The sequence below is a fragment of the Kosakonia sp. H7A genome (genome assembly GCF_003028445.1).
GTDB lineage: Bacteria > Pseudomonadota > Gammaproteobacteria > Enterobacterales > Enterobacteriaceae > Kosakonia > Kosakonia radicincitans.
Genome location: NZ_PYTZ01000010.1, coordinates 106,764 through 132,787, shown reverse-complemented (window position 1 = coordinate 132,787; position 26,024 = coordinate 106,764). Strand labels below are relative to the sequence as shown.

At 55.2% G+C, this 26,024-nt stretch carries 20 protein-coding genes; 16 read left to right on the top strand and 4 right to left on the bottom strand.

Features of this window, described 5'->3' with window-relative positions; genetic code table 11:
• Positions 1-11 precede the first annotated feature (11 nt).
• From CWM66_RS24200 to CWM66_RS24155, 10 genes are all read left to right on the top strand, one after another.
• Positions 12-1,604: an OPT/YSL family transporter gene (locus tag CWM66_RS24200; RefSeq protein ID WP_107147432.1), complete on the top strand. Its 1,593-nt coding sequence runs from the start codon at positions 12-14 to the stop codon at positions 1,602-1,604.
• A gap of 24 nt (positions 1,605-1,628) precedes the next feature.
• Complete coding sequence (locus tag CWM66_RS24195) at positions 1,629-2,567, top strand: DUF1177 domain-containing protein (protein WP_107147424.1); 939 nt, start codon at positions 1,629-1,631, stop codon at positions 2,565-2,567.
• A 1-nt stretch (position 2,568) separates the two neighbouring features.
• Entirely contained in the window at positions 2,569-3,249 is a 681-nt protein-coding gene (locus tag CWM66_RS24190; protein WP_090398297.1) for an AroM family protein, read from the top strand.
• A gap of 12 nt (positions 3,250-3,261) precedes the next feature.
• The gene (gene pepE / locus CWM66_RS24185; protein ID WP_107147422.1) at positions 3,262-3,954 is read left to right on the top strand and encodes a dipeptidase PepE; all 693 of its coding nucleotides are present in this window, start codon (positions 3,262-3,264) and stop codon (positions 3,952-3,954) included.
• A 425-nt stretch (positions 3,955-4,379) separates the two neighbouring features.
• Positions 4,380-6,596 carry a type VI secretion system Vgr family protein gene (locus CWM66_RS24180; protein ID WP_107147420.1) on the top strand — a complete coding sequence of 739 codons (2,217 nt, stop codon included), beginning with the start codon at positions 4,380-4,382 and terminating at the stop codon, positions 6,594-6,596.
• Between the two features lie 10 nt (positions 6,597-6,606).
• Positions 6,607-8,157: a hypothetical protein gene (locus tag CWM66_RS24175; protein WP_107147418.1), complete on the top strand. Its 1,551-nt coding sequence runs from the start codon at positions 6,607-6,609 to the stop codon at positions 8,155-8,157.
• Positions 8,154-8,282, top strand: coding sequence for a hypothetical protein (locus CWM66_RS29445; protein ID WP_007372454.1), 129 nt, complete (start codon positions 8,154-8,156; stop codon positions 8,280-8,282). Before CWM66_RS24175 ends, CWM66_RS29445 begins: the two co-directional genes overlap by 4 nt.
• Before the next feature lie 9 nt (positions 8,283-8,291).
• Entirely contained in the window at positions 8,292-12,353 is a 4,062-nt protein-coding gene (locus CWM66_RS24165) for an RHS repeat-associated core domain-containing protein (protein ID WP_107147417.1), read from the top strand.
• A gap of 2 nt (positions 12,354-12,355) precedes the next feature.
• On the top strand, positions 12,356-12,787 hold the full coding sequence (locus tag CWM66_RS29330) for a hypothetical protein (RefSeq protein ID WP_007372456.1): 432 nt from the start codon (positions 12,356-12,358) through the stop codon (positions 12,785-12,787).
• A gap of 259 nt (positions 12,788-13,046) precedes the next feature.
• Positions 13,047-14,909: a glycosyl hydrolase family 18 protein gene (locus CWM66_RS24155; RefSeq protein ID WP_107147415.1), complete on the top strand. Its 1,863-nt coding sequence runs from the start codon at positions 13,047-13,049 to the stop codon at positions 14,907-14,909.
• 37 nt (positions 14,910-14,946) lie between these two features.
• Here the strand turns inward: CWM66_RS24155 and CWM66_RS24150 are convergent, their stop codons facing one another.
• Genes CWM66_RS24150 through CWM66_RS24140 form a run of 3 tightly spaced genes read right to left on the bottom strand, consistent with a single transcriptional unit; the run spans position 14,947 to position 17,502 of the window.
• Complete coding sequence (locus CWM66_RS24150) at positions 14,947-15,714, bottom strand: inositol monophosphatase (protein ID WP_007372458.1); 768 nt, start codon at positions 15,712-15,714, stop codon at positions 14,947-14,949.
• Between the two features lie 10 nt (positions 15,715-15,724).
• Positions 15,725-16,747: a LacI family DNA-binding transcriptional regulator gene (locus CWM66_RS24145; protein ID WP_007372459.1), complete on the bottom strand. Its 1,023-nt coding sequence runs from the start codon at positions 16,745-16,747 to the stop codon at positions 15,725-15,727.
• Positions 16,744-17,502, bottom strand: a complete 759-nt coding sequence (locus tag CWM66_RS24140) for an MBL fold metallo-hydrolase (RefSeq protein WP_107147413.1) — start codon at positions 17,500-17,502, stop codon at positions 16,744-16,746. Before CWM66_RS24140 ends, CWM66_RS24145 begins: the two co-directional genes overlap by 4 nt.
• Positions 17,503-17,655: 153 nt before the next feature.
• Here CWM66_RS24140 and CWM66_RS24135 point away from each other — a divergent pair, with 153 nt between their 5' ends.
• The 4 genes from CWM66_RS24135 (at position 17,656) to CWM66_RS24120 (ending at position 21,539) form a co-directional block, all read left to right on the top strand.
• Entirely contained in the window at positions 17,656-18,642 is a 987-nt protein-coding gene (locus CWM66_RS24135) for an ABC transporter ATP-binding protein (protein ID WP_035886889.1), read from the top strand.
• Between the two features lie 34 nt (positions 18,643-18,676).
• Complete coding sequence (locus CWM66_RS24130) at positions 18,677-19,822, top strand: extracellular solute-binding protein (protein ID WP_035886891.1); 1,146 nt, start codon at positions 18,677-18,679, stop codon at positions 19,820-19,822.
• A 65-nt stretch (positions 19,823-19,887) separates the two neighbouring features.
• The gene (locus CWM66_RS24125; protein ID WP_107147412.1) at positions 19,888-20,721 is read left to right on the top strand and encodes an ABC transporter permease; all 834 of its coding nucleotides are present in this window, start codon (positions 19,888-19,890) and stop codon (positions 20,719-20,721) included.
• Positions 20,718-21,539, top strand: a complete 822-nt coding sequence (locus CWM66_RS24120) for an ABC transporter permease (protein ID WP_079517081.1) — start codon at positions 20,718-20,720, stop codon at positions 21,537-21,539. Before CWM66_RS24125 ends, CWM66_RS24120 begins: the two co-directional genes overlap by 4 nt.
• 343 nt (positions 21,540-21,882) lie before the next feature.
• Here the strand turns inward: CWM66_RS24120 and CWM66_RS24115 are convergent, their stop codons facing one another.
• Positions 21,883-22,164 (bottom strand): YjcB family protein, encoded by a 282-nt coding sequence (locus tag CWM66_RS24115; protein ID WP_007372465.1) that lies wholly within the window; start codon positions 22,162-22,164, stop codon positions 21,883-21,885.
• Between the two features lie 528 nt (positions 22,165-22,692).
• On the opposite strand from CWM66_RS24115, the gene CWM66_RS24110 reads away from it, so the two are divergent.
• On the top strand, positions 22,693-24,099 hold the full coding sequence (locus CWM66_RS24110) for a sensor domain-containing diguanylate cyclase (RefSeq protein WP_071921816.1): 1,407 nt from the start codon (positions 22,693-22,695) through the stop codon (positions 24,097-24,099).
• Between the two features lie 339 nt (positions 24,100-24,438).
• Positions 24,439-26,010: an EAL domain-containing protein gene (locus CWM66_RS24105; RefSeq protein ID WP_007372467.1), complete on the top strand. Its 1,572-nt coding sequence runs from the start codon at positions 24,439-24,441 to the stop codon at positions 26,008-26,010.
• Positions 26,011-26,024: the final 14 nt, after the last annotated feature.

Sequence of the window (26,024 nt, the reverse complement as noted above, 5' to 3'; positions counted from 1 at the left end):
CATCCGAAACGCTGCCGGAACAGAGCGAGAGCCATCCACGCGCTTTTGCCCCGGCCACATTACTGTTGCTGCTGGTGCTCAGCATCTTCGGCGCAGTTATTGGCGTGCAACTGCTAACCACGCTGGGGGTAACGCCGAATACAGCGATCATCGGCGCGATGGCGGCGATGATCATCGCCCGCATTCCACTCCAGTGCTTCGCCCGTTTCCGTTCCATCCATATTCAAAACCTGGCGCAAAGCGCGACGTCGGCGGCTACCTTTGGCGCGGCGAACTCGCTGCTGTTGCCTATTTCAATTCCGTGGCTGTTTGGTCATAACGAAATGGTGATGCCGATGTTTATCGGCGTGGCGCTGGCGATGTTGCTGGATGGCTGGCTGCTCTATCGCCTGTTTAATACGCGCATCTTCCCGGCCGAAGGCGCCTGGCCGCCGGGAATTGCGGCGGCAGAGTCGATTAAAGCGGGCGATCAGGGCGGCAAACAGGCGGCGCTGCTCGGCACCGGCATGGTGATCGGCGCTGTCGGCTCGTGGTTCAAATTCCCGATGGCGGCGCTGGGTACGGCGTTTATCGGCAATATCTGGGCGCTGAGCATGCTCGGCGTTGGTTTCCTGCTGCGCGGTTATTCCGGGCCGCTATTCGGCATTGATATCAACAAGCTCTACATCCCGCACGGCGTGATGGCGGGGGCGGGCGTGGTGGCGTTGTTCCAGATTATCCGCCTGATCCGCCAGAGCAACAGCCAGAAAGCAGCGCCGCATACCGCCGCCGACGCGCTGCCGCAGGCGCAAAATGCGCAGATTGGCAAAACCATCCGCTTAGGCGCGCTCGGCTTTATGGCGATTTCAGTACTGATTGCGCTCGGCAGTGGTCTGTATGCCCATCTCTCCCTGCCGTGGCTGGTGGCGTTTATGGTCTACGCCGCTTTCGCTGCCTTTCTGCATGAAATGATCGTGGGCCTTGCCGCCATGCACTCCGGCTGGTTCCCGGCCTTTGCCGTGGCGCTGATCACTTTGCTTATCGGTATTTTGATTGGCTTCCCGCCACAAGCGCTGGCGATGCTGTGTGGTTTCTCTGCCGCCACCGGCCCGGCGTTTGCCGATATGGGCTACGACCTTAAGGCCGGATGGATCCTGCGCGGTAAAGGCGAACACACCCGCTTTGAGCTGGAGGGCCGCCGTCAGCAGTTGCTGGCTGCCATGCTGGCCTTTGTCGTCGCCATGCCGGTGGTGCTGTTTATTTTCCGCGACTACTTCTCGCAGGGGCTGGTGCCGCCGGTGGCAAAAGTGTATGTCGCCGCCATCAACGCCGGGGTGTCGTTTGATATTGCCAAATCGCTGCTCATTTGGGCCATTCCTGGCGCCATCATCCAGTTGATTGGCGGCCCTGGCCGCCAGATGGGCGTGCTGCTGGCTACTGGGTTGCTTATCAATAACCCGCTGGCGGGTTGGGCGGTGATGATCGGTATTGCCATCCGCGCGGCAGTGCTGCGCGTTGGCGGCGAGCCGATGCGTAACAAAATCGAGGTGCTGGCGGCGGGTTTGATCGCCGGAGACGCCCTGTTCAGCTTCTTTAATTCCGTCCTGCCGGGCGGCAAAAAGTAATCACGCCATTCCAGAGAAAATATAATGAGCTTACAACAAACGTTACAGGTCTTTGAGTTACTCGACAGCGCGTATGCCAGCGGCGATAAGGTGAAAACTCTGCTGGCGGGTTACAGCAACATCGAGGTGAGCGTGAAAGCGGTCAGTGGCCCGAAAGGCAGCACCGACTTCGTTAAAATCGTTATTCCAGGTACGGAAGGAAAACGTCGCGGCGGCAGCGCGCCGACGCTGGGGATTGTCGGACGTCTGGGCGGTATTGGTGCGCGTCCGGGGCGAATTGGGCTGGTCTCCGACGCCGATGGCGCCGTGGCGGCGATTGCCAGCGCGCTCAAACTGGCGGAGATGCAGCGCCAGGGCGATAGCCTGCCAGGCGATGTGATTGTCACCACCCATATCTGCCCGGATGCGCCAACACGCCCACACGAACCGGTTGATTTTATGGATTCGCCGGTCGAAACCGAAGACATGAACGAGCAGGAAGTCTCCGACGAAATGGATGCGGTGCTGTCGATTGATACCACCAAAGGCAACCGCATCATCAACCATAAAGGCTTTGCCATTTCGCCGACGGTCAAAGCGGGTTACATCCTGCGCGTGGCGGAAGATCTGTTGCGCGTCATGGAAATGACCACCGGGCAACTGCCGGTCACTTTCCCGATCACCACCCAGGACATCACGCCGTACGGTAATGGGGTTTACCACCTGAACAGCATTCTGCAACCGTCGATTGCTACCGCCGCGCCCGTGGTTGGCGTGGCGATTACGGCGGTAAGCACCGTGCCGGGCTGCGGCACCGGGGCGAGCCACGAAACGGATATCGCGCTGGCCTGTAAATTTGCCGTAGAAGTGGCGAAAGAGTTCACCCGCGGCACCTGCCAGTTCTTCGATAAAGCAGAATACCAGCGCCTGCTCGATCTGTACGGTTCGCTGGCGCATCTGCAAAAACGTCAGCCGGGAGTGTGAAATGGCGATCCGTAAAATCGGTACGCTGACCATCGGCCAGGCACCGCGCAGCGACATCACCCCAATCCTCGATGCGGCGTTACCCGCGCAGGTAAGTTGCCTGCACGCCGGAGTGCTGGATGGGCTGGATGATGCCGCCATCGCGGCGCGTTTTGCGCCAAAACCTGGTGATGCATTGCTGACTTCGCGCCTGCTGGACGGGCGAGCGGTGGTGATGGGCAAACCGGCGGTCGGCGAAGCGCTGCAACAGAAGATCGACTGGCTGGAAGCGCAGGGCTGCGAGATCATCGCTATTCTTTGTACCGGCGAGTTTCACGGTTTGAGCAGTAAAAAAGCCTGGTTGATCGAGCCGGATCGGATCCTGCCGCCGACGCTGAATGCACTGGTCGGAACGCGTCGCGCCGGGATCCTGGTGCCGCTGGAAGCGCAGATCGCCAGCGAGCTGGAGAAGTGGCGCGGTGCTGCGCAAATGCCGGTGTTTGCCGTTGCCTCGCCCTATACCGCCAGCGAAGACGAGATTGCCGCCGCCGCCCGCTCGCTGCAAGCGCAGGGGGCGGAAGTGATTCTGACCGACTGCATGGGCTACACCGCCTGGCATCAGGCGATCTGCGCCCGCCACGTCCCGCTGCCCGTTGTATTATCGAATAAGCTGTTAGCCGATCTGCTACGCAATTTGCTGTAAAAGGAGAGGGTTATGGATTTGCTGTTACTGAGCAATTCGGTGCTGCCTGGCACCGAATATCTGGAATATGCGCTGCCGCTGCTGAAAGCGCAGCTTGGCGGGCGTCGCAAGGTGGTATTTATTCCCTTCGCGGGCGTGACGCAAAGCTTTGATGCCTATACGGATAAAGTCCGTCTGGCGCTGGCGGAGCTGGATCTGTCGATCACCGGCATTCACACCGTGGACGACGCGCCTGCGGCGATTGCCGCCGCAGAGATTGTGATGGTTGGCGGCGGCAACACGTTTAACCTGCTGAAAAATTGCCGCGAGCGCGGGTTGATCGAACCGATCCGCCAGGCCGTGAACAACGGTGCGCTGTATGTTGGCTGGAGCGCCGGGGCGAATCTGGCCTGTCCGACGATCCGCACCACCAACGACATGCCGATTATCGATCCGGGCGGTCTGGATGCGCTCAATCTGGTGCCGTTGCAGATCAACCCGCACTTTACCAACGCGCTACCCGCCGGGCATCAGGGCGAAACGCGCGAGCAGCGCATTCGCGAACTGTTGGTGGTGGCGCCGGAACTGGAAGTGATCGGTTTACCGGAAGGAAGCTGGATCGCGGTACAGGACGGCCACGCGCAGCTCGGCGGCGACAAACCGGCCCTGTTGTTTAAAGCCAGCCAACCGGCTATTACGCTGGCTGCCGGTCACCGCTTTTTCTGAAATCGACAATGGCCCGCTGGTGGGCCATCTCTTTATTTTCCGGCATATAATTAAACTTTCCTAAAATAACCTACGTAATTATTTAATTGTTAGTGTTGAGAATAATATTGCCATCTCAAAATATATGATACGCGATTAATATGTTGGCTGAATCGCATAACCCAATAACCCTAAATAAATTGCGTAAATAAACCCTGGTCTTAATTTTCAACGTGTTATCATAAATTGATGAAAATGGGATGATTCTTAACTACCAATCGGTGCAAGTTTCAACTATATCCAGTTAATATCGCCCGTAATAAATCATTATCGGTTAGCAGGGAATAATACCCGCACCGCAAAACTCTATTTAATAATTGCCTGCGCTGAAGGCGTGGAAACACCTCTTCGCCCGGAATATTCGCCTCTGCAATAAAGGAACATGTATGGTTAACCGGATAACCGTTCTGTCATCCTCCGGAAGTGATTCGCTCTTATTCTGGACGTTTAAAGGGGAAGAACAGCTCTCCACGCCCTTTCGCTTTCAGGTCGATCTGCTGAGCAAAGATTTCACCCTCGATCGGCAAAAACTGCTGGGCCAGGAGATGACGGTGATGATCCCAACGCAGTTGGGAACGACGCGCTATCTGAGCGGTAAAGTCACGGCGATCTCTGCGCGCTCGGAAGAGCTGGATGGCACGCGCTATGCGGTGTATCAGGCGACCCTTGAGCCGGATTTCTGGCCGATGATGCGCGATCGCAATTTCCGTATTTTCCAGCAGCAGCGCGTACCGGACATCGTCAGCACTCTGTTTTCCGAATACCAGGTAAAAATTGAAAACAAACTGACGCGCAGCTATCGCCAGTGGGATTACTGCGTGCAGTACGCCGAGAGCAGCTTTCATTTTATCAGCCGTTTGCTGGAGCTTGAGGGCATCAGCTACCTGTTCCGCCACGGCAAAGAGGGACACACGCTGGTGCTAATGGATGATTACGCGCAAGCGGAGGCGTTTCCCGGCTATGAAGTGATCCCGTGGCATGCGCAGAGTGGCGGCGGTGCGGTGAATGAAGAGGGCGTTAGCCAGTTACTGGCGCGGCATATCGTCACGCCTGGCCTCTACAGCACCGACGATTACGACTTCCGCAAGCCCCATGCCTGGATGTTGCAAACCCTGCAAAACCCCGTTTCGCCAACGCCCGGAAAAATCGATGTCTATGACTGGCCAGGCCGCTTTGTCGAGCATGGCGACGGCGAATCTTATGCACGTATTCGCCAGCAATCCTGGCAGGCGGAACAGCAGCAAATGCAGGGCAGCGCGACGGCGACCGGTATTGCGCCGGGGCACACCTTTACGCTTATCCGATCCCCTAACGATGCCGACAACGCGCAGTGGCTGGTGGTAGGTGCTCGCTATGATTTTGCCGAAAATCAGTATGCTTCCGGTGATGTTGGCGAGACGCAGCAGCGCATCGACTTTACCGTCATTCCGGCATCTACGCCGTTCCGCCCGGCCGCCGTCACCGACTGGCCGCGCACCTACGGGCCGCAAACGGCAAGAGTCGTGGGGCCTGCGGGCGAGTCGATCTGGACGGACAAATATGGCCGCGTCAAAGTGAAATTCCACTGGGATCGGCAAAGCCAGGGCGACGAGAACAGTTCCTGCTGGGTACGTGTTTCCAGCGCCTGGGCCGGGCAGGGCTACGGCGGGGTGCAGATCCCGCGCGTCGGTGATGAAGTGGTGGTCGATTTTATTAACGGCGAGCCGGACAGACCCATCATCATTGGCCGCGTCTACAACGAAGCCAGCATGCCGCCGTGGGCGCTGCCAGCGGCGGCCACGCAGATGGGTTTTATGAGCCGTTCCAAAGATGGATCGCCGGATAACGCCAACGCCCTGCGCTTTGAGGATAAACCGGGCGCTGAGCAGCTCTGGCTGCATGCCGAACGCAATATGGATACGGAAGTCGAAAACGACGAAACCCATGACGTTGGCAGCAACCGCACCAAAACCGTCGGCAAAGACGAAACCAGCCACATCAAGCAAAACCGGACGCGCACCGTCGATGGCAATGAAACCATCACCGTCGGCCAGGATCGCAGCAAAACCATCAACGGTAATGAAACCACCACGGTACAGCAAAACCGTACCGAGAGCGTGAAGGGGAACGAAACCCTGAGTGTGGAACAAAACCGCGATGAAACTATTACCGGCAACCACACCACCACGGTGAAAAGCAACAATACCGGCACTGTTGAAGGTAATCAGACGCTGACGGTGGTCCAGGATCGCACCCGCAGCGTGCAGGGCAATGAGACGGTTAGCGTCCAGCAAAACCGCACTGTGCAGGTGACCGGCAATCAGACGCTGGAAGTGACCGGTAACCGCACTGTCACCGTCAGCAGCAATGAGACGCGCACGGTGACGCAAAAGCAGGACATCAGCATCGGTGCCGGACGCACGTTGAGCATTACCGGCGGCGATACCCGGTTCACCCAGGGCAGCGTGGCTGACAGCGCGACGGACACCTTCCGCATCAACGTAGGTGAGAGCGGCATTCTGATTGGCAACGGCAGCGTGGAGATCACCGCTGGCGGATCGACCATCACCATTAATGCCGCCGGGGTGATGGTCAATGGCAAGAAAATTGAGCTGAACGCCTGATGGGGATGCCATGAACGCCAGCAAAAACCCCAGTGAAAAGGTGATGAGCGAGCTGGAATTAAGCTGGCTGGATGCCAGCGAAGATACCGCCGCACGACTGTTTATCTGGCGTGTTCCGGCAAATGGCGAATCGCTGCTGGATGCTTTTTTCGCGCTGCAACAGCATCCGCAGGGGCGCTCATTGCCCGATCTATTCCTCAGCTTTAACACGCCTTTTGAAACCGGATACAGCTACAGCGAGGCGCTGGGCCGCGAATTCGTTGAGCAGTATGAAGCGACGCCCGATGCCGCTTTCTGGGATGCCGAACCCTGGTTGCCCTGCTACAGCGCCGGGCAGTTACGCAGCCTGTTGCAGAACTTCGCCGAACAGTTTACCGACGATCTGCGTTATCTGGTGCTGGTGCTGAAACCTTCCGCTGTCAGCGATGAGAGCGCGATGCTGCGCTGGCTCCATCTCTGGCTGGAACAGGGCGCTGACGCGCCGCGCCTGTTATTGATCGACACCGTTGAACAGCCGATCTGCCAGCCGCTGTATACCGCGAATCCGCGACACGTCCGGCTGATTGAGGATCGGATTGATGGCATGAAGGTCATGCACCAGACCGCGCAGCAGCAGACCGACGCCGATGCCGACCGTTTGCTGTTCCGCCGTTATCTGGCCGATGCCATGTTGCTGCTGGAAAAAGGCAGCGCCGCGCAGGTAGCGGCGCGCGGCAGCCTGGCGCTGGCCATTGCGCAGTGTCGCGGCTGGGCGGATCAGCAGGCGATGATGCATAACCTGATCGCGGGCGGCTGGCTCAAAGGCCGCGATCACGCGCAGGCGGTGGAACATTACCGCCAGGCGCAAAGCATCTCCGGCGAGGTGCCCGATCAGGCGGTAAAAGGGCAGTTGCGCACGCAAAGCACCTTTGGCGAGGCGGGCGCCTGGTTCTCCCGCAAAGACTATCTTCAGGCGGCGAAAGCCTACCGTCAGGCTGCGATTGAGGCGCAGGCCATCCCGCATCCGCTCTTTGCGATGGAGGGCTGGCGGATGTGCGGTTTTTGCCTCTGGCTGTGCGGGCATCGCCCGGCGGCAATGGAAGAGTACGCCCGCGCCATCCAGGCGGCGGAACCTGTCCCGATCACGGAACGCGGGCAGACCACCTTGCCGCTGGTGTTCCAGGATTTGCTGCGTATGCATGACAAGCGGCGAACCGAAGCCCTGGAAGCCTGCGCCACGCGTTGGCAGGCGGAAAAACAGAAACTTATTGCGCAGGTGGAAGCGCAACTGCCGTCCGCGCCAGCAGTGGAACAGGTTCGGCAGGCCGACAGCCGTTTGCAATTACAACTTGAAGCGACCTTTACGCTGATCCGTGAAGAGCGTGAAAACCTGATCCGCCGCGGCGATGAGAGCTTTCGCCGCGTTATCCGGCTGGCGCGTGAGAAACTGCATCCGCACTGGAACGGCCTGCCGGAAATCGCCCATCCTTTTGATGCGCCGCCCGGCGAGTGGCAACGCCTTCCCGCGTGGGGAGAGAGCGACGCATCGTTAACTGATACTGCAGGAAGCAACCCGCTATGAAAAATCGCATCATCATTATTGTGGTCGTCACCGTGCTGGCGCTGCTCTTTTTAAGCCTTTCTGAGAGCGACCTGGCGACCGAAGTTCGTACTTTCCTGCGCGCGCTGTTGCGTGCCATGTTCTGAGGTTAAGCGATGCACTCCGGCGCGCACTTCGATCCACAGCTCGGGCTGGATATTCATACCTACCCGTGGCCGCTGCCAACGCCGCACATCGGCATCGTTTTTGATGTCTTCGACTATCTGCCGCTGATTGGCACCACGGTTCACGTTAACAGCATCAAACGCGCCAGTGCCGGAACGGGCGGGATGGCGGTGCATATTCCGGTGGGCGGCGCGTGGATCCCGCCGCTGCGCGCGCCGGGCGGCCCGCAGATTGAAGATGAGCTGTTTATGGGCAGCAAAACCGTTTCGGTGGATGGCGAGCCGTTTTCCCGCATTGGCATGCCGGTGCTGAGCTGCAACATTATTGGCCTGATCCCGCCGTTTCGCCTCAAACGCGCTACCAAACCGAAACCGCTTTCGCTGACGCTGCCGCTAACGTTTAACCTCGCGCTGCCCAACAATGTGATTGTCGGCGGGCCGCCCACCATCAACCTGATGGCGCTGCTGATGCGCGCCGGGTTAAGCGGCCTGGGAAAAGGGTTTAAAAAACTGAAAAAAACGCCGCAGTGGCGGCTGTTTATGCGCCGTTTCCGCAAGCTGCGGCAAAAACTGTTTCGCAATATGGACCCCGGCTTCCTGAAATGCCGGGTGCTGCGCGCGGAGCCGGTGGATATCCGCGACGGCAGTGTCAGCCTGGAGCAAATGGATTTTCTGCTGCCGGGCAGGTTGCCGCTGGAGTGGACGCGCAGCTATACCTCGTCCGACACGGAAATCGCAGGGATGTGTGGTTACGGCTGGTCCACCCCGGCGGATGCCCGCCTTGAGGTGCTCGCCGATGAAGGCGTTGCCCTGCTGACGCAGGCGGAAGGGATGACGCTGTTTGCCGCGCTGCCGCAGGCGGATGGCCGCGAACAGGCGATTACCGGCCTGCCGGACGGGAGCCGCCTGTGGCGCGAAACGCGCGATGGTGAAGTGTGGTGGCGAATCGAGCAGGAGAGCGGCCCGGAGCTGCATTTCAGCGGTAAACAGGGCGTGTTGCCGCTACGCAGGCTGGCGGATCGTAACGGTAATGGCTGGGCGTTTGACTGGAACGGCGATGAATTGCAGTCCATTCGCGAGTTCAGCCACGCGGGAGCGACCGGGCGTGAAATCCTCGTCACCTGGCAAAACGATCGGCTACTGGCGCTGCGTTTGCGCAATACGCTGGATGGCGAGATAACTCCGCTTACGCGCTATGAATATGATGCGGATAACCAGCTTAGCGCCGAAATTGATGCGCTGTCGCACCCGCGCCACTTCTTCTGGCAGCAGCGCTATCTGATAAGCCATGTGGATCGCAATGGCCAGGGGTTCCATTACCAGTACGATGATGCCTGGCGGGTGATTCATGCCTGGGGCGATGGCGACGTTTGGGATTATCGCTTTGCCTGGCACGAACTGCTTAATGAAGTGGAAATAAGCGATTCGGCGGGCAATATCTCGCGCATTACCTTTGATGAAAACGGTTTGCCGATCGCGGAAATCGATCCCACCGGCGGCAATACGCTGTTTCGCTATGACGATTTTGGCCGCACGGCGGAGTTGGTGGAGCCGGATGGCAGCACCTGGCGCTGGGAGTATGACGAGCGCGGGCAGATGGTTGCCGAACACCTGCCTGATGGCAGCGTCGTACAGGCGAGCTATGACGACTGGGGCGATCTGATTGCGGTAACGGATGAGCAGGGAGCCAACTGGCGCACGCAGTTCGATAGCTGCGGTAATCTGGTGGCAGAAATTGACCCAACGGGCGTCACATCGCGTTATCACTATGATGCGTTCGGCCAACTGACCGCCGCCGAGATTCCTGGCTCTCCGCCAACCCATTATCACTATGACCGATTTGGTTTTTTAAGCGCTGAGCACGTTGCTGGCGGCGGCGTGACTCGCTTTCGCTACTCGGTGCGCGGTACGTTGCAGGAGCGCATTGATGCCGATGGCGGTGTCACCCGTTTCCACTGGGATATGAAAGACCGGCTGGTCGCTACGGTTGATCCGGCGGGGGGCGAAGTGCGCGTCAGCTATGACCGGGAAGATGAGCCGCTGCAATTTACCGACGAGCAGGGGCGCATAACGCGGTTTCGCTATACCGGCACCGGAATGCTTGCTTCCTGCGAAACGCCGGACGGCGCAACGCTGGGCTATCAGTACGACGCTGAAGATCGCCTGCTGGCGGTGATCAACCAGAACGGGCAGAGCTGGCAGTTCACCCGCGATGCGCTGGGCCGGGTCACGGCGGAGAGCGATTACTGGGGGCAGATAACGCGCTATGGCTGGGATAAAGCCAGCCGCTTGATTCACCGCGAAGATCCGCTCGGGCGTGAAGTTCGTTACGGCTACGATCGTGCCGGGAGGCTTTGCGAGCGGCGCAGCGGCGACACGTTACAGGCGACGTTTCATTACGATCCCTGCGGGCGCATGGTGCTGTGCGAAAACCCGTGGCGGCGGCTGGTCTGGCGTTATGATCGCGCCGGGCGATTACTGTGCGAGGAGCAGGACGGCTTCCAGTTGCGTTACGGCTATGACCAACGCGGGCTGCTGATCTCGCGCGAGAGCGACGGCGGCCACCGGGTACGTTATGGCATGGATGAGCATGACAGGCTGAGCGAGGTGCAACTGAACGAGGATGCGCCAATACGTTTCACTTACGATGCTTGTGGGCGCAGAGCCAGCGAGCAGCTCTCTGACGACGTTGAGCGCCGTTATCGCTACGATCGCCTTGGCCGCTTAACGTCGCAGCAGGTGCTGCAAAACGATTTACCGCTGTTCGCCAGCGGTTTTGCTTACGATCGCACAGGCAACCTGACGCTGCGTGAAGACAGCCAGTGGGGCAGCGATCGGTATGCCTACGATCCAGTAGGACGTCTGGCGGCGCATACCGCACCGGACGGTGTGCTGCGCCAGTTTATCCATGACGCAGCGGGTAACGCGTTGCAGACGCAGATCCGCGATGTGAACGACAGCGCAGGCGGCTGGTTCCGCGAAGGCCTCCACCAGGGGACGCGCTATGTGTTTGACCGCGCTGGCGAACTGCGCCAGCGCCGTAGTGTGCAGCATGAGGGCGAAAAAGAGGACTTCAGCTGGGATGAAAACCGCCAGTTGATCGCCGTACGTAAGGGTAACGAGCAGGTGCGTTATGGTTATGACGGCCTGGGACGGCGTGTTTTCAAACAAACCGCCAGTGAAACGCGCTGGTTCTACTGGCAGGAGGATGCGCTGGCGGGCGAGACAGTCACCGCCACCCCGCAGCCGCTGGCGGCGCTGAGCATCTTCGATACCGGCGGGCGACTGAAGCGGCAAAAAGCGCAGGCGCAACTGTTCAGCAACCTGCGCGAGTACATCTACTACCCTGGCGGTTTCCGGCCGCTGGCGCTATTAACGCAGGAAAACGGGCAGAAGCAGAGCTGGCACTATCACTGCGATCCGAACGGTGCGCCGGTGCGCCTGACCTCGCCCGGCGGGGAGGTTGTCTGGTCGGAAAGAAGCGGCGCATGGGGCGAAAAAGGCGAGGTTTATGCCAGCCGCATCGATAACCCGCTGCGTTTCCAGGGGCACTATTTTGATGGCGAAACCGGTCTGCATTACAACCGCTATCGCTATTACGATCCGGCGATTGCTGCCTATATTAGCCAGGATCCGCTTGGGCTTGCCGGAGGACTCAATGTCTATGACTATGTGATTGCCCCGCAGACGTGGATCGATCCTCTCGGCTTAAAATGCTGGAATACCGCGCGGCGCGATTACTGGAAAGCTGAAGCCAAAGCCGCGCCGAAAGGCATGTACTCTTCAGTGAATATGTTGCGTATGCGATTGGGGTTAGCGCCGCGCATTCGGGTGGAGGAGTACCACTTTAAGACCCGGCGTATCAGAACACGGAATGTGTCGCTGGAACTGAACCACCGCATCTGGCCGCAGCGGTCGGGCAAAAACGTCGATCTTCCCTATAACCTGGAGAAGGTGACGCCCTGGGAGCATGCCGCGAAGGATCCTTACAGGCATACTGGTTCCCGATTGATTAAAATTGTTCAGGATGTTGGCAACTATACGGGACGCTAAATATGACACTTAACGAATTCATGCACACTGAAAGCTACGCGAACTATCTGGATGCGCTGGATCTGGCGCTGCCGGAAAAAATTGACCGCGTGACGCCGGTTCATGATTTTATTATTGAGGTGGATAATGAATCTTTACAGCATGCCGCTGTTAGCTTTGATGAACTGGATGCATTAATAAAAAATGATCGTGAAAAAACAATTGCCTGGATCGTTAAGAAGAATGAAAAATATTTAGAAACCGGCGGCGAAGATAACATTGTCAATAAAGCGCCGCAGATTAATTTCCCGATTGGCCATTTGATTGAGTATCGCCTGCTCGAACGGAACCCCGAGGGTCTGGTTGATTACATTAAAGCGATAGGTATTCCAGGCGCGAAGAAATATGCAAAAGAGCTCAGTACGCTCTACGCAGAAATACAGGAAAGTAAATAATATTTCTCCGCTCAATATTTTTTTGTGTCTGGCCTGATATTTTTTTTATATCGGGCCGCTGCTATTATAGTGTTTCTCTGTTATGAATTAATCACTGAATATCCGCGTAGAGAATTCTCAACCGAAAGGGAAAGATCCCGCATTGCGAATATCCGTTTCCTATAATTAAAAGTCCGAAATAAAATGTAATATGTCGGCGTTGTTTAGAGGTACGTTAACCAGTAGCAAAAAACTGATTATTAATAGATGAGGAATTAGAATGAAAGGGATTTTTAAGCGCAATCGAATTTGTGCTGGCCTTGCATTAGCTGGCATGGTTGGTTTTAGTGGTCACCTTTTTGCTGCAACGGATTATGCGGATACAATGCCTTCTATCGAAGGTAAAAAAGTGCTGGTCGGTTACTGGCACAACTGGGATCAGGGTTTCTCTGGCGATTACGCTCAGGGCTACCCGTTAAAAATGGCGCTGAAAGATACGCCGAAAGAGTATAACGTCGTGATGGCGGCCTTTATGAAATCCACTGGCGGTGCTGCGATGCCGACCTTCGTTCCTTATTACGGCACCGATCAGAGCTTCCGCGAGGAAATTGCCGCGCTGAACGAACGTGGTCAGGCGGTTCTGCTGTCGCTGGGCGGCGCAGATGCCCATATTGAACTGCATGAAGCCAATGGCGACACCGAAAATCTGGCTAATGAAATTATTCGTCTGGTCGACGTTTATGGCTTCGATGGTCTGGATCTGGACCTTGAGCAGAGCGCCATTAAACTGGCGGATAACGAAACCGTTATTCCTGCTGCGCTGAAAAAAGTTCGCGAACATTATGAACAGCAGGGCAAGCACTTTATTATCAGTATGGCGCCGGAAATTCCGTATCTGACCAAAGCTAACCCGCAGTATCAAAATTATATTGAACGTCTCGATGGATATTATGACTTCATCGCGCCGCAATATTACAACCAGGGTGCATTCGGCATTGGTTTCCAGCCGGACAATACTGCTACCGATGGCTGGTGGGTAAACTATGCGCAGAATGACGACGCTAAAAAATATGAATTCCTTTACCACTTCAGTAAAGAAATTATCACCAATAAACACGGTCTGTCTGCGGTTAAAATTCCGTCCAGCAAACTGGTTATTGGCCTGCCAAGTAATACTTCTGCTGCGGCAACCGGTTTTGTAAAAACGCCGGAAGATGTTTATCGCGTATTCGCGGATATGGAAAAAGAAGGTCTGCCGTTAAGAGGCTTGATGACCTGGTCTATCAACTGGGACGAAGGCGATAACGTTAATCACCAATCCTTTAACGGCCAGTTCCGTAAAGCGTATACCAACCTGATCCATGATGGCGGCGAAATGCCGGCACCGGAAGAAGATACGACGGCACCGAGCGTACCATCTGACGTACAGGGCACCAGCACGGCGACTTCTGTTCAGTTGAACTGGAAAGCCTCTACCGATGACACCGGCGTTCATCACTACAGTGTATTCCGTAACCAGCAGAAAGTGGCTGACGTCAACACCACCACCTTTGTGGACAACAATCTGCAAGCGGAAACGGAATACCAGTACACCATCGTGGCTGTCGATGCGGCAAACAACACTTCTGCCGCCAGCGCAGTTTTCAAAGTGAAAACGCAGGCTGCACCGGCTGTTGATACCGAAGCGCCGTCCATCCCGACCAGCATGGGTACCGTTGAAGTCACTGACTCTACCATCGCTCTGCAATGGAAAGCGGCAACCGATAACGTCCATGTGACCGGTTACCAGCTGTTCCGTGATGGTAAGCTGATCGCTTCACCGACCACGTCTGCTTATGTGGATAAAGGCCTGCAGCCGGAAACTATCTATCAATATCAGGTGCTCTCTCTTGACGCTGCGGGTAACAAATCCGGGATGTCTGAGAAGCTGGATGTGACCACCAACGAAAAAGTTGAGTCCGCTTACCCGGCTTATCAGGAAAACTTCCCTTATGCCGCGGGTGATATTGTGACCGGTACTGACGGCAACGCTTACCAGTGCAAACCGTGGCCGTACACCAGCTGGTGTTCCGGTGCGGCCTTCGCCTACGCTCCGGGTACCGGTAGCGCCTGGGATATGGCCTGGGATAAATTTTCCAAATAATGATGTTACGCCCCCGCTTGCCGGGGGCTTTTTCGTTTTAACCGTTGGGCAGCAGAACCGGCTGCAGACGTTTCCACACCGCCGGGCTTGCCGCCCAGGCATTGTTGCCCTGTGTCAGGCCATCACTGGCGAGAAAATCGTTGTGCATGCCTCCCGCTTCCTTAATCAACGCCAGACCGGCCAGCGCATCCCAGCTATGCAGATGGGCTTCAAAATAGCCATGCACCTGGCCTGCTGCGACGTGCGCCAGCATCAGCGCACCTGCGCCAAAACGGCGGTGCTCAATGCCATGTTCAAACAGGGTTTCAATGGTCTGCGTATAGTCGCGCGGCGGAGTACGGCTTGAGCGCCCCAGCCCCAGAACTACCGCTTCCGGCGACGGCTCGCGAATCGTCAATTTCTGCTCGTTTAAGTACGCGCCTTTGCCCGTTTGCGCGAAGAAGAACTCGTTGCGATCGGGGGCATAAATGATGCCCAGCTCGATGTTGTGCGCGCGAACATAGGCGACGGAGATGCACCAGTAATCCATGCCGAGGATAAAGTTGGTGGTACCGTCAATCGGATCGATAACCCAGATGCCGTCGCTTCCCGGCTCCAGCCCGCGTTCTTCGCCGAGCAGGCCATCCTGCGGGCGCTGCGTTTTCAACCAGGCGCGCAGCTCGTTTTCCACATACACATCCGCCTGGGAGACAAAATCCTGGCGGCCTTTCTGCTCAATCGTTAGCCCGTTATCGCGAAGTTGCTTCGCTTGCTGGCCGAGACGACGAATCAACGCGCAGAGCGCGTGGGTAAACTCTTCTGTCATAGCGGAACTCTTAGCCAATGCGTGGCGATGTTTGTCGGTGAATCAATTCCACCTTAACCCACTCAACGCGGGAAGGCTGTAAGGGATTTTTGGCCCGCTCCAGCAGGCGCGTTAACGCCCGGCGCGAGATCTCCGCCACATCCTGATGCAGCGTAGTGAGCTGGTAGCTGAACTGGCCGCTTTGCGGCGTATTATCAAAGCCTATCAAATGGAAGTCGTGCGGCGCGAACTTACCGCGCTGGCGCATGCCGTCGAGAAAACCGCAGGCCAGCTGCGCATTGGCGCAGAAGATCCCTTCCGGTAATTCGTCTTCATCATTGAGCGCAGCCTGCCATCCGCCGTCGTAACCCTCTTCGCTGGCGCTTATCCAGCGCAGATGCCGCTGTGTATCAACGCCGAGTTGTTGCAGCGCCTGATCAAAGGCCTCGCCGCGCATCACGCCCGCCCACGTGGAGCCACGGTTGATCAGCCAGCCGAAACGGCGACAACCTGCCTGAACCAACTGTTCGGCGGCCAGTTGCGCGCCGCGCTGGTTATCCGAGCAGACAAAATCGACAAACGGAATATCGGGATGGCGATTGATGCCGACCACCGGAATTTGCTGGCTGACGCACTCGTTGACAATAGCTTCCGGCGGTTTGCCGGAGGTAACAATCACGCCGGAGACGCGAAACTGAGTGAAACGACGCAGCGTGGTGACCAGATCCTGCTCGCCGGTAATTTCGGTGACCAGCGCCTGGTAGCCACGCCGCTGGATCTCGTGCAGTAACCCCTCCAGCAGGCTGCTGCGAAACGGATCGCCAATGCGCGCCACAATCACGCCAATCAGATGGCTGCGCTGGCGGTTCAGCCCCTGCGCGAGAAAATTGACCTGATAACCCAGCTCCTGCGCGGCACGCAATACTTTCTCTTTGGTTGCCGGGGAGATGCTGCCGTTGCTGCTTAATGCGCGCGATACCACCGCGCGGGAGACACCCGCCCGTTTCGCCACGTCTTCCGCCGTAACGGCCTGTTTGCGGATTGCCTGACTCAAATGCTCCCCTCCGCGCGGCGCGTAATCTCAATGCGCATGCCATCTTCGCTGACAAACAGCCCCTGATGCGTAAGGCAGGCCTGCGCCAGCGCCGGGCGCGCGGCGTCATTGCAGTGATACAGCCCCAGCGTCGGTAAACGCAGTTGGGTAAACAGCGCCTGGCAGCCGGGAAAATCGCCGTGTGAGGCGTCGCTGGCCAGCGGCGTCATGGAGGCGCACTCCTGAAACGCCAGATCCGCGTGGTGCATCAACGCGATACTCTCCGGCGTCGGGCGTCCGTCGCCGCTGTAGAACAGCGCCACGCCGTCTGCTTCAATGCGCACCGCAAGATTGGGAATTTCATGATGCGTGAACGCCGTACTCACGTGCCAGCTGTGCCAGCGCCACTGCGGTTCGCTGTCGCGCCAGTCGATGTCGAAACAGAGCGTGGTATCCGGCCAGTTGGCAAGGCTTGCCAACTGCATCAGTACCGGACGCTGTTCGCGCTGCGACCAGATAACCAGCGGTTTGCTGCGCTGAAAGCTTTTCCAATAATTCAGCAGCGCCGTCAGCCCGGTGCAGTGATCCGGGTGAACATGGGTGAAGTAAATCGCGTCGATAGCATTCACATCAAGGCCACGCTGCCACAGCGCGCGGGGGATCGTGGGGCCGCAATCAATCAACCACTGTCGGTCTTCACGGTCGATCACGCGCAGTGCGGAGGTATTTTGTTGCAGCGAGAAGGCGCTGCCGCAACCCAGAACATCTATTTCCATTTCGCTCCACCAAAATTATCGCGGACTTAATCAAACTGTCACAAATAGACGACAAAGTAGGCTCACATAATGTCGCTGCAAGGTTGCATTTTTTTTACAAATAAATGAACACGTGTTCATCGTTGAAAAAGATGTCGAATAAAAGGATCGCCCATGAGTTATTTGCAAATTAATAAGCTGAAGATTGGCTACGGCAATAACATCGTTCTCCACGATATTCATTTAGCTGTGGAAAAGGGCGAGATGATCGCGCTGCTCGGGCCTTCTGGTTGCGGAAAAACCACGCTTCTCAATGCGTTATGCGGTTTTGTTCCCGTGCGATCAGGGGCGATTGCCATCAACGGCCGGGATATTACGCACAGCACGCCGGAGCAGCGAAATATCACCATGGTTTTTCAGAGTTATGCGTTGTGGCCGCACTTTACCGTCGCACAAAATATTGGCTATGGCTTAAAAGTGCGTCGCGTGAAAAAAGAAGCGATTCAACAACGGGTGCAGGAATTATTAAAAATCGTCAACCTTGAAGGTTATGCGGATATAAAAGTGACCGCACTTTCCGGCGGCCAGCGTCAGCGCGTGGCGCTGGCACGCGCGCTGGCGATTGAACCGGACGTGCTGGTGCTGGATGAGCCGCTATCTAACCTCGATGCCAAAGTGCGCCTCAATGTGCGCCATGAAATTAAAGCGCTGCAAAAGAAGCTTGGCTTTACCTCGCTTATCGTCACCCACGATCAGCAGGAAGCGCTGGTGATGGCCGATCGCATTGCGGTGCTGAATAACGGGCGTATTGAGCAAATCGGTACGCCGGAAGATATCTACCATCGCCCGGCAACGCCGTTCGTGGCGGATTTTATGGGTGCGGATAACTGCCTGGCAAGCGCCGATGACGGGGGCAAAACCCTCTATTTTCGCAGCGCGGATGTCACCATTCACGCCGCATTGACGCCCCCGGCGCCGCAGGGGTTAGTGCTGGAGGGCGTGATTGAGGAGAGCGCGTTTCTTGGCCACCAGTACCGCCACAGCGTGCGCTGCGATGGACAGCTTTTGCTCGCCGATTCACCGCAGTTCTGGCCGGCGCAAACGCCCGTGGTGCTGCATGTTCCGCAACCGGCACTGCATCTTTTTGAACAACCTTTGTAATGCCAACCGACACACTTTTTCCTGGGGATACATCATGTCCGTAAAAACGAAACTTGCTGTCACAGCCGCACTCTGTTTGGGGTCTCTGCACGCCGCGAACGCCGAAACGGTTCTCAATGTTGCAACGGCGGGCGACCAAAATATGGTGGATTATGTCAAAACCTGGCTGGGGCCGAAATTTGAAGCCGCGCATCCGGGTGTAAAAGTGCAGGTGATCGGCACCGGGCCGGGCGATGCCGGGTCGAATAAAATCATTGAAAAACTGACGGCGCAGCAACAGAGCGGCGCGAAAAGCTGGGATATCGACGTTGCCGTGGTGCATCAGAATGCCGGTGGACAACTGGTTGAAAAAGGGTTGCTGGATAAATACCGCCCGGCTGTCAGCACTGGCGCGATGGTGACGGCGGAAAACGCGAAAAACGCACTGGGCGTTAATGTTGATGGCTACGTCATGCCGATGTTCTTAAGCCAGACGGCAATTGCCTATAACAGCGATCTTGTCAAAACGCCGCCGAAATCCTACGACGAACTTGTGCAGTGGTCAGAGAAAAACCCGAAAGCCTTTGGTTATAACGGCATTAAAAACGGTATGTCCGGCGTGAGCTTTGTTGTGGGCTGGATGTATGCCTATGGCACCAGCGCGGATCGCCTTACTGCACAGCCATACGATAAAGGTGTGGAAAAAGAGTGGACCCAGGCTTACGCCAAACTGAAAGAATTCAACAAGAACGTCACTTTTACGCCCGGTAACGCCGGGACGCTGGATATGCTGAGCCGTGGTGAAATCTCCATGGGGCCGGTGTGGGTCGATATGTTCTATAGCTGGAAAGATCAGGGCAAGCTGCCGCCGTCGATCAAACTGGCGTTGATTGCGCCGGGTATGCCAGGACAGCCGATGTACTACGTGGTGCCGGCGCATGCCGCTCAGGCCAAACTGGCGCAGGAATTTATTGCGCTGGCGACTAGCCCGGAAGTGCAGGCGCAGGGGATTGTGAAGCAGTTCAACTGGTATCCAGGGATTGACGCGAAATACGTCAAAGAGAAGCTGGATGACGCCACCTGGCAGAAGCTGTTCGCGGAAATTTCACCGCAAGATTTAGCGAAATACGGCAAAAACTTCCCGATTACCCACTACTTTGACGACATCAAAGAGGGTTACGAGAGCCAGGTTTCGAACTGATGGATGTGAGTGCCCGGACGTTGTTGGTCCGGGCATCTTTTTTACGGCGATAACTCAGGTTTACCATGCGACACGCGATGAAATATTTACTGCTGGTGGCTCCGGCGACGCTGATGATAGCGGTGTTTTTCCTCTGGCCGCTGGGCTTTTCGCTGATCTCCGCCTTTACCCGCGAGACAGGGCAACTGACGCTGGCGCACTTTGATAAAGTGTTGGCGCTTTACTCGAATGACATTCTGTTTACCGTGATTATTGTGCTGACGTCACTGGCGATCCTCGCGCTGCTGTCGATCAGCATTGCGGCGATCATTGTGCTGTCGCCGTTTCGCGGCATCGTCAAAACGCTGGCCTTTTTGTACCGCCTGCCGCTGTTTATTCCCTTTATTGTGACCGCGCAAATGATGCGCACTTTTCTGGCGAAAAACGGCCTGATGAATAATGTGCTGGTCGCCGCCGGGGTGATGACGCCGATGGAAACCACGTCGATGCTCGGCTGGAGCGGGATCATTATTACGTTTGTCTGGAAACAGATGGCTTTCACTACGCTGCTGATTTGCGGCGCGATGTCGGCGGTCGATCCGGCCCATATTCTGGCAGCGAAAAACCTGGGTGCTTCCCGCCAGCGCATTCTGTTCGACATTATTTTGCCGCAGGTGCTGCCGACGATTGGCGTGGCGATGGTGCTGTCGACCGTGACGATGATGTCGGTTCTTTCTGTGCCGCTGATGATCGGCACCGGTACGCCAACGATGATGACGGTGGATATGGCGTTTCGCGTCAACTCTTACGGTGATTACCCGGTCGCCAACGCGATGGGTGTCATTTCGTATCTGATTTGCGCGCTGCTTTCCTGGTTCTATTTACGCCACAGCCTGCAGGTGAAAGGAACACAGCCATGAATACCTTCCGACAAAAACTGCGCGGCAGTTTTCTGCTGCAAACGCTGCTGCTGACATTTCTGGTGCTGGCGCTGTTCGGCCCGCTGCTGAATCTGCTGATCTGGACGGTGGCGGAGAGCTGGTTCTTCCCGCATACGCTGCCGAGCCAGTGGGGGCTGAAATACTGGAGCCAGGTGTTTAGCCCATATAGTGACGTTTCGGGTTCGCTGTCGGTAAGCGTGTTGATTGCCGTGCTGGCAGTGCTGGTTTGCCTGATCATCTCTGTACCGGCTGGTTATGCGCTTGCCCAGCGCGGTATGCCGTGTCGTGCGTTCTTTATGCTGCTGTTTCTGATCCCGCAGGCGTTTCCCAATCTGACGGTGTATATGAACGTGGCGCGGCTGTTTTATCAGTGGGGACTTAATGGCACGATTGCCGGCGTGGTACTAGTGCACAGCGTACATGGGCTGATGTATTCCATCTGGATAAGCGTCGCGGCGTTTTCGTCGCTCGCTCCGCTGCTGGCGCGCGCATCGCGCAATCTGGGCGCCGGGCCGGTGTACACATTTTTCCATATTATTCTGCCGCAGGCCGCGCCAGGGCTGATTGCCGCCAGCATCTTTGTGTTTCTGGAATCGCTGGATGAGTTTACCGCCACCTTCTTCGTCGGCGCACCGGATATCACCACGCTGCCTATTTTGCTTTATACCGCCAGTATGTCGGGCAACTACCAGGTGTCGTCGATCACCGCGCTGATCCTGCTGGTGCCGTCGGTGCTGTTTATGCTGGTGATCCACAAGTTTATGCGCCCCGAGATGCTGTCGAAGCTGGGGAAATAAGCGGGCAGGAGACAATAAAAATGACGGGCTCCGTAAGGCAACCCGTCACTTCAGATACTGTCAAAAATAACGACCATCGCACGGCGAATCACGTCGCGCCGGGCGTTATTTACTGAGGTTTTTTTCCAGTTCGACGATACAGAACAGCAGCGTGCTGATGGAGAAAGTGATGCCTCAGTAGCGCAGCGGCAGCGGGTTTAATTAGCCCGCATATATTATTTTCTGGATGGAAGATATCATTCCCATGCGAACGAAATCACAAAAGGAAATTTTTTTTCGGCAGGCAGGGGATATTCAGGGCTAAGTGGAGACACAAAAAAAAGCGCCCGCAGGCGCTTTTTTATCAGGTAATGACCATCGGCCAGTCTGGCGGGGCTTTACTTGAGACGTCCGCCATGACCTGCACCACGTTGTGCCAGATGTTGGTGAGATCCATCACTGTAATGCCCAGCAGACCGGTCGCGAACCAGCATGCCGCTGCTAAACCCATGCCGCTGCTGATCACTGCCAGACCGATATAATCAGCCCGACGGAAGCGAATATTCAGCGTGCTGGCCATAAACATCAACACTGCGCTCAATAACTGCCAGCGCAACAGAACTACGCTGGTGGTAAAGGTAGCCATGAAACCATCCTCAGAAAGAATCGAATACCGGGCGGACCAGGCGTTACGCGCGAGTGGCAAAGATGACGCAGAAGTCCGCAGAAGTAGCACAACAATGTGAAACGGGCTGGCCGTTTCAAGAATGTGTGAACTGTATCACATTTGATGATTTATTCACCAGTGGGAAAAGCATTTTTTGCGGGGTATTCCTACTAATTTTGGTGGGTTTGGCCGCGTTTTTTTCACCAGGATATATTGCTTAGCACTTGCGAGAATTAACCCTGGTATTATTCATGTATTAAAGTGATATTTAGCACCCTAATTGCCACAATATTTACAGTCCGCGGAACATATATTATGCTTGTGTGGTTAGCTTTATTTACCTGTTGATGATTATTCAGGCATCTGATCTCTATCGATATATTCTTTCTTGTCACGGTTTATGCGCAGTGCGCGTTTACGTTATGTGACAACTGTGGGCGAGTGTTTTTTCTTCCTGATTAAATCATGGCAGGTCGGTTTGGTGTTAATAACCTGCGAAAAGAAAAAATGAAAACAGAGAATTTAGCCGTTTCTTTAGGAGACGGTGCTGCGGCATTGACGCTTCTGGCGAAGTTGATGCCGTGGCTCGCTGCGCAACGCTCTATGGAAGATATATTGTCGGTCATCAACGCGTCCCTGGGCGCGCATCTTGCCTGGGTGGTGATCGAGCAGGACGACGCATGGCAGATAGCCTGCAGCGGAGAGATGGAGTGTACGATCCGCGATGCGCAGACCCTGCTGGAACAGTTGCAACTGCGCCGTAATCAGCGTGCCTGGCGCGTTATATGCTGGCGACGGCATGTTGGAAAATTATTATTTCCGACACAGTCATTCTCCACCAATAAATTGCAAAGCGGTATATTATGTAAGCTGAATTATAAAGATGCGAGTATCAAAGGTTATTTCTTTTTAGCGTTTGCCTATCCTTTGCCGTCACTGTCAATAATCAAGAACGTGGTTATTATTCTGGTGGAGAAACTTAAAGATTATATGGAGGAAATTCTTGTCAGAGAACGTGCCGCTAAAGAAATGCAGCGCGTCGTAACACAATATAAAGCACTGTTCGATCGTGCCCCGGTTTTAATGAATTCTTTCGATAAATCGAATCGTTGTATTTTATGGAATGGCGAGTGTGAACGTTTATTTGGCTGGAGCATTAATGAGCTTAATCAGCAGCCCGATCCATTAGCACTCTTTTTCCCCGATCCGGAGATGCGCCAGCAAATTCGCTCTTCGATTAATACTTCGCCCGCCGTCGATATGCATGAGTGGCATCCGATACGGCGCGATGGTCAGATGCTGACCGTGCTTTGGTCAAATATTTTGCTGCCGGATCGCTCGATCCTGAGTATTGGCCTGGATATCACCGAGCGTAAAAAAGTGGAGCGGCAGCTGGAGAAAAAAGCGACGATTGACGATCTGACCGGCTGCTATAATCGTTTTTCTATGCTACGGAAGTTAAAGGAGGCGCTGGTACAGTGCAAACCTGAGGATTCTCGTAGCCATTTCAGTCTGTTAATGCTGGATCTGGACCACTTCAAAAATATCAACGATCGCTGGGGACATCTGACGGGCGACGCTGCTCTGGTGCATTTTTGTGACCAGATTCGTGAGCATAGCGATCCCTCTTATCTCTTTGGCCGTTTGGGGGGTGAGGAATTTCTGATTTTGATGCCGCACATCGATCGTAAAAATGCGCTGCGTTTTAGCCAAAAAATTCGTGCGGCATTAGTCCGTTCACCGTTATTAAGCGGGAGTGAAAAGATCCCATTATCCTTTAGCGCTGGTTTAGTATTCGTGTGCGGTGAGCAGACAGATACTTCAGTTTTACTTACGCTTGCTGACAACGCGCTGTACGATGCAAAACGTAGCGGACGCAGTAAAACAGTGGTCGCCAGCGCTTTTTATAAATAAATACGCAAAGATGAAGGAATGTCATTCATTAGATGAAAAAATACCCGACAGGCCGCACCATTTTTTATCCTACGGTAAGTTTGGCTTAATCAGTGATACTGTGTTGTATTAAGTGAAAACACCCCATAACGAATGGATAAATATTTTCCTTAATATAAACATTGGGCACACTTTGAGTTTACCTTACGGTCGAATATTCTCGTCATAACCAAATATTAGGTTTTTAATGAGAAAAGTCAGTTGCTAATGTCGTGTGATTCATGCAACGTAATCACCTGTTTATCAAAGCATCCTGCCGTACATTAAAAAGGCACAATAAATGCGTGGATATAGGCGGACATGAATCATAGCGTGCGTCGCAAGATGCTCAGAGTCGTCGGGATCATCATAGGAGTCATCCTGCCGGTGATGCTGTCGCTATGGTTTGCACATATCCGAGCAGTAAATGAAACTGCCTTCCAGCTCCGCTCTTTTGCCCACCTGGCGTTAAATAAAACTGAAGTGGTTATCCAGCAAGTGGATAGCGTTCGCACCGCGGCGGAAAAATTTCACGGTCAGATATGCTCGCAGGAGCATCGCAAAGCGATGCTGGATATTGTGCGCAGCAGTTTGTATGTTGCCGATCTCATTTATGCGCATGGCGACCAATTTTTATGCTCCAGCGTTATTGCCCCCGCGCAATCGTATGCTATTGCGCCCGCAGAGTATAAACGCTCGCCTGACATTGCTATTTATTATTACCGCAATACCCCCTTTTATGCCGGTTATAAAATGGTCTATATGCAGCGCGGTAATTACGTTGCAGTGATCAATCCTCTTTCTTATAGCGATGTCGCCTCAGAAGATGACGCGCTGGCGTACGGCGTCTACGACACCGTAAGCGAATTATTTTTCTCCCTCAGTAAAAGTGCGCATCTGGAGACGCTGAAGAAGCTGATCCACAGCCAGGCATCAACCTTCCAGCAGGACGGGCGTTTTTACACCATCGCGCATTCGGATAAACGTCCAATTGCTATCATCGTGTCGACCTCTAATGCGCACTATTTTCAGGCACTGTACCATCAGGTGATGCTGCTGCTACCGCTGGGGCTAATTTGCAGTGTGATCCTTTGTTTAGTGTGGTCACGAACACGACAAGAATTTAACTCGCCCCGCCGTATGCTCCACCGTGCGTTAACCAAACGCCAGCTCCGACTCCACTATCAACCGATTATCGATATTAAAAATGGCGCCTGCGTCGGCGCTGAGGCGTTGTTACGTTGGCCGGGTTTTAATGGTCAGGTGATGAGCCCGGCGGAATTTATTCCGCTGGCGGAAAAAGAGGGGATGATCGAACGCATAACGGATTATGTCGTCGATGAAGTGTTTAGCGATCTCGGCGACTTCCTGGCGGTGGTGCCGCATCTTTATATTTCGATTAACTTATCGGCTGCGGATTTTCACTCTTCACGCCTTATTTCGTTGATTTCCAATAAAATAAGAGAACACTCGGTACGCGCGGAGCAGATTAAGATCGAAGTGACGGAGCGCGGGTTTATTGATGTGCCAAAAACCACGCCGGTGATTCAGGCGTTTCGTCAGGCGGGCTATGAAGTGGCCATTGATGATTTTGGTACCGGCTATTCCAACCTGCACAACCTCTATTCGTTGAATGTCGATATCCTGAAAATCGACAAATCCTTTATCGACACGCTGACCACCAACAGCACCAGTCATTTGATTGCTGAACATATTATCGAGATGGCGCAGAGCCTGCGTCTGAAGATCATTGCCGAAGGCGTGGAGACGGCAGAGCAGGTGAGCTGGCTGCTGAAGCGAGGTGTGCAGTTCTGCCAGGGCTGGCACTTTGCCAGAGCGTTGCCGCCTGAGGACTTTAAACTCTGGGTGCGGCATCCGCCCTCATTAAAATGATGGCGGGCCGCGTA

What these genes read in the sequence shown, in the direction of transcription:
- CWM66_RS24115 (WP_007372465.1), bottom strand. Translation starts at nt 22,164, where the DNA reads ATGGCTACCTTTACCACCAGCGTAGTTCTGTTGCGCTGGCAGTTATTG.
- CWM66_RS24175 (WP_107147418.1), top strand. Translation starts at nt 6,607, where the DNA reads ATGAACGCCAGCAAAAACCCCAGTGAAAAGGTGATGAGCGAGCTGGAA.
- pepE (WP_107147422.1), top strand. Translation starts at nt 3,262, where the DNA reads ATGGATTTGCTGTTACTGAGCAATTCGGTGCTGCCTGGCACCGAATAT.
- CWM66_RS29330 (WP_007372456.1), top strand. Translation starts at nt 12,356, where the DNA reads ATGACACTTAACGAATTCATGCACACTGAAAGCTACGCGAACTATCTG.
- CWM66_RS24190 (WP_090398297.1), top strand. Translation starts at nt 2,569, where the DNA reads ATGGCGATCCGTAAAATCGGTACGCTGACCATCGGCCAGGCACCGCGC.
- CWM66_RS24195 (WP_107147424.1), top strand. Translation starts at nt 1,629, where the DNA reads ATGAGCTTACAACAAACGTTACAGGTCTTTGAGTTACTCGACAGCGCG.
- CWM66_RS24125 (WP_107147412.1), top strand. Translation starts at nt 19,888, where the DNA reads ATGCGACACGCGATGAAATATTTACTGCTGGTGGCTCCGGCGACGCTG.
- CWM66_RS24105 (WP_007372467.1), top strand. Translation starts at nt 24,439, where the DNA reads ATGAATCATAGCGTGCGTCGCAAGATGCTCAGAGTCGTCGGGATCATC.
- CWM66_RS24110 (WP_071921816.1), top strand. Translation starts at nt 22,693, where the DNA reads ATGAAAACAGAGAATTTAGCCGTTTCTTTAGGAGACGGTGCTGCGGCA.
- CWM66_RS24135 (WP_035886889.1), top strand. Translation starts at nt 17,656, where the DNA reads ATGAGTTATTTGCAAATTAATAAGCTGAAGATTGGCTACGGCAATAAC.
- CWM66_RS24165 (WP_107147417.1), top strand. Translation starts at nt 8,292, where the DNA reads ATGCACTCCGGCGCGCACTTCGATCCACAGCTCGGGCTGGATATTCAT.
- CWM66_RS24180 (WP_107147420.1), top strand. Translation starts at nt 4,380, where the DNA reads ATGGTTAACCGGATAACCGTTCTGTCATCCTCCGGAAGTGATTCGCTC.
- CWM66_RS24120 (WP_079517081.1), top strand. Translation starts at nt 20,718, where the DNA reads ATGAATACCTTCCGACAAAAACTGCGCGGCAGTTTTCTGCTGCAAACG.
- CWM66_RS24140 (WP_107147413.1), bottom strand. Translation starts at nt 17,502, where the DNA reads ATGGAAATAGATGTTCTGGGTTGCGGCAGCGCCTTCTCGCTGCAACAA.
- CWM66_RS24150 (WP_007372458.1), bottom strand. Translation starts at nt 15,714, where the DNA reads ATGACAGAAGAGTTTACCCACGCGCTCTGCGCGTTGATTCGTCGTCTC.
- CWM66_RS29445 (WP_007372454.1), top strand. Translation starts at nt 8,154, where the DNA reads ATGAAAAATCGCATCATCATTATTGTGGTCGTCACCGTGCTGGCGCTG.
- CWM66_RS24155 (WP_107147415.1), top strand. Translation starts at nt 13,047, where the DNA reads ATGAAAGGGATTTTTAAGCGCAATCGAATTTGTGCTGGCCTTGCATTA.
- CWM66_RS24130 (WP_035886891.1), top strand. Translation starts at nt 18,677, where the DNA reads ATGTCCGTAAAAACGAAACTTGCTGTCACAGCCGCACTCTGTTTGGGG.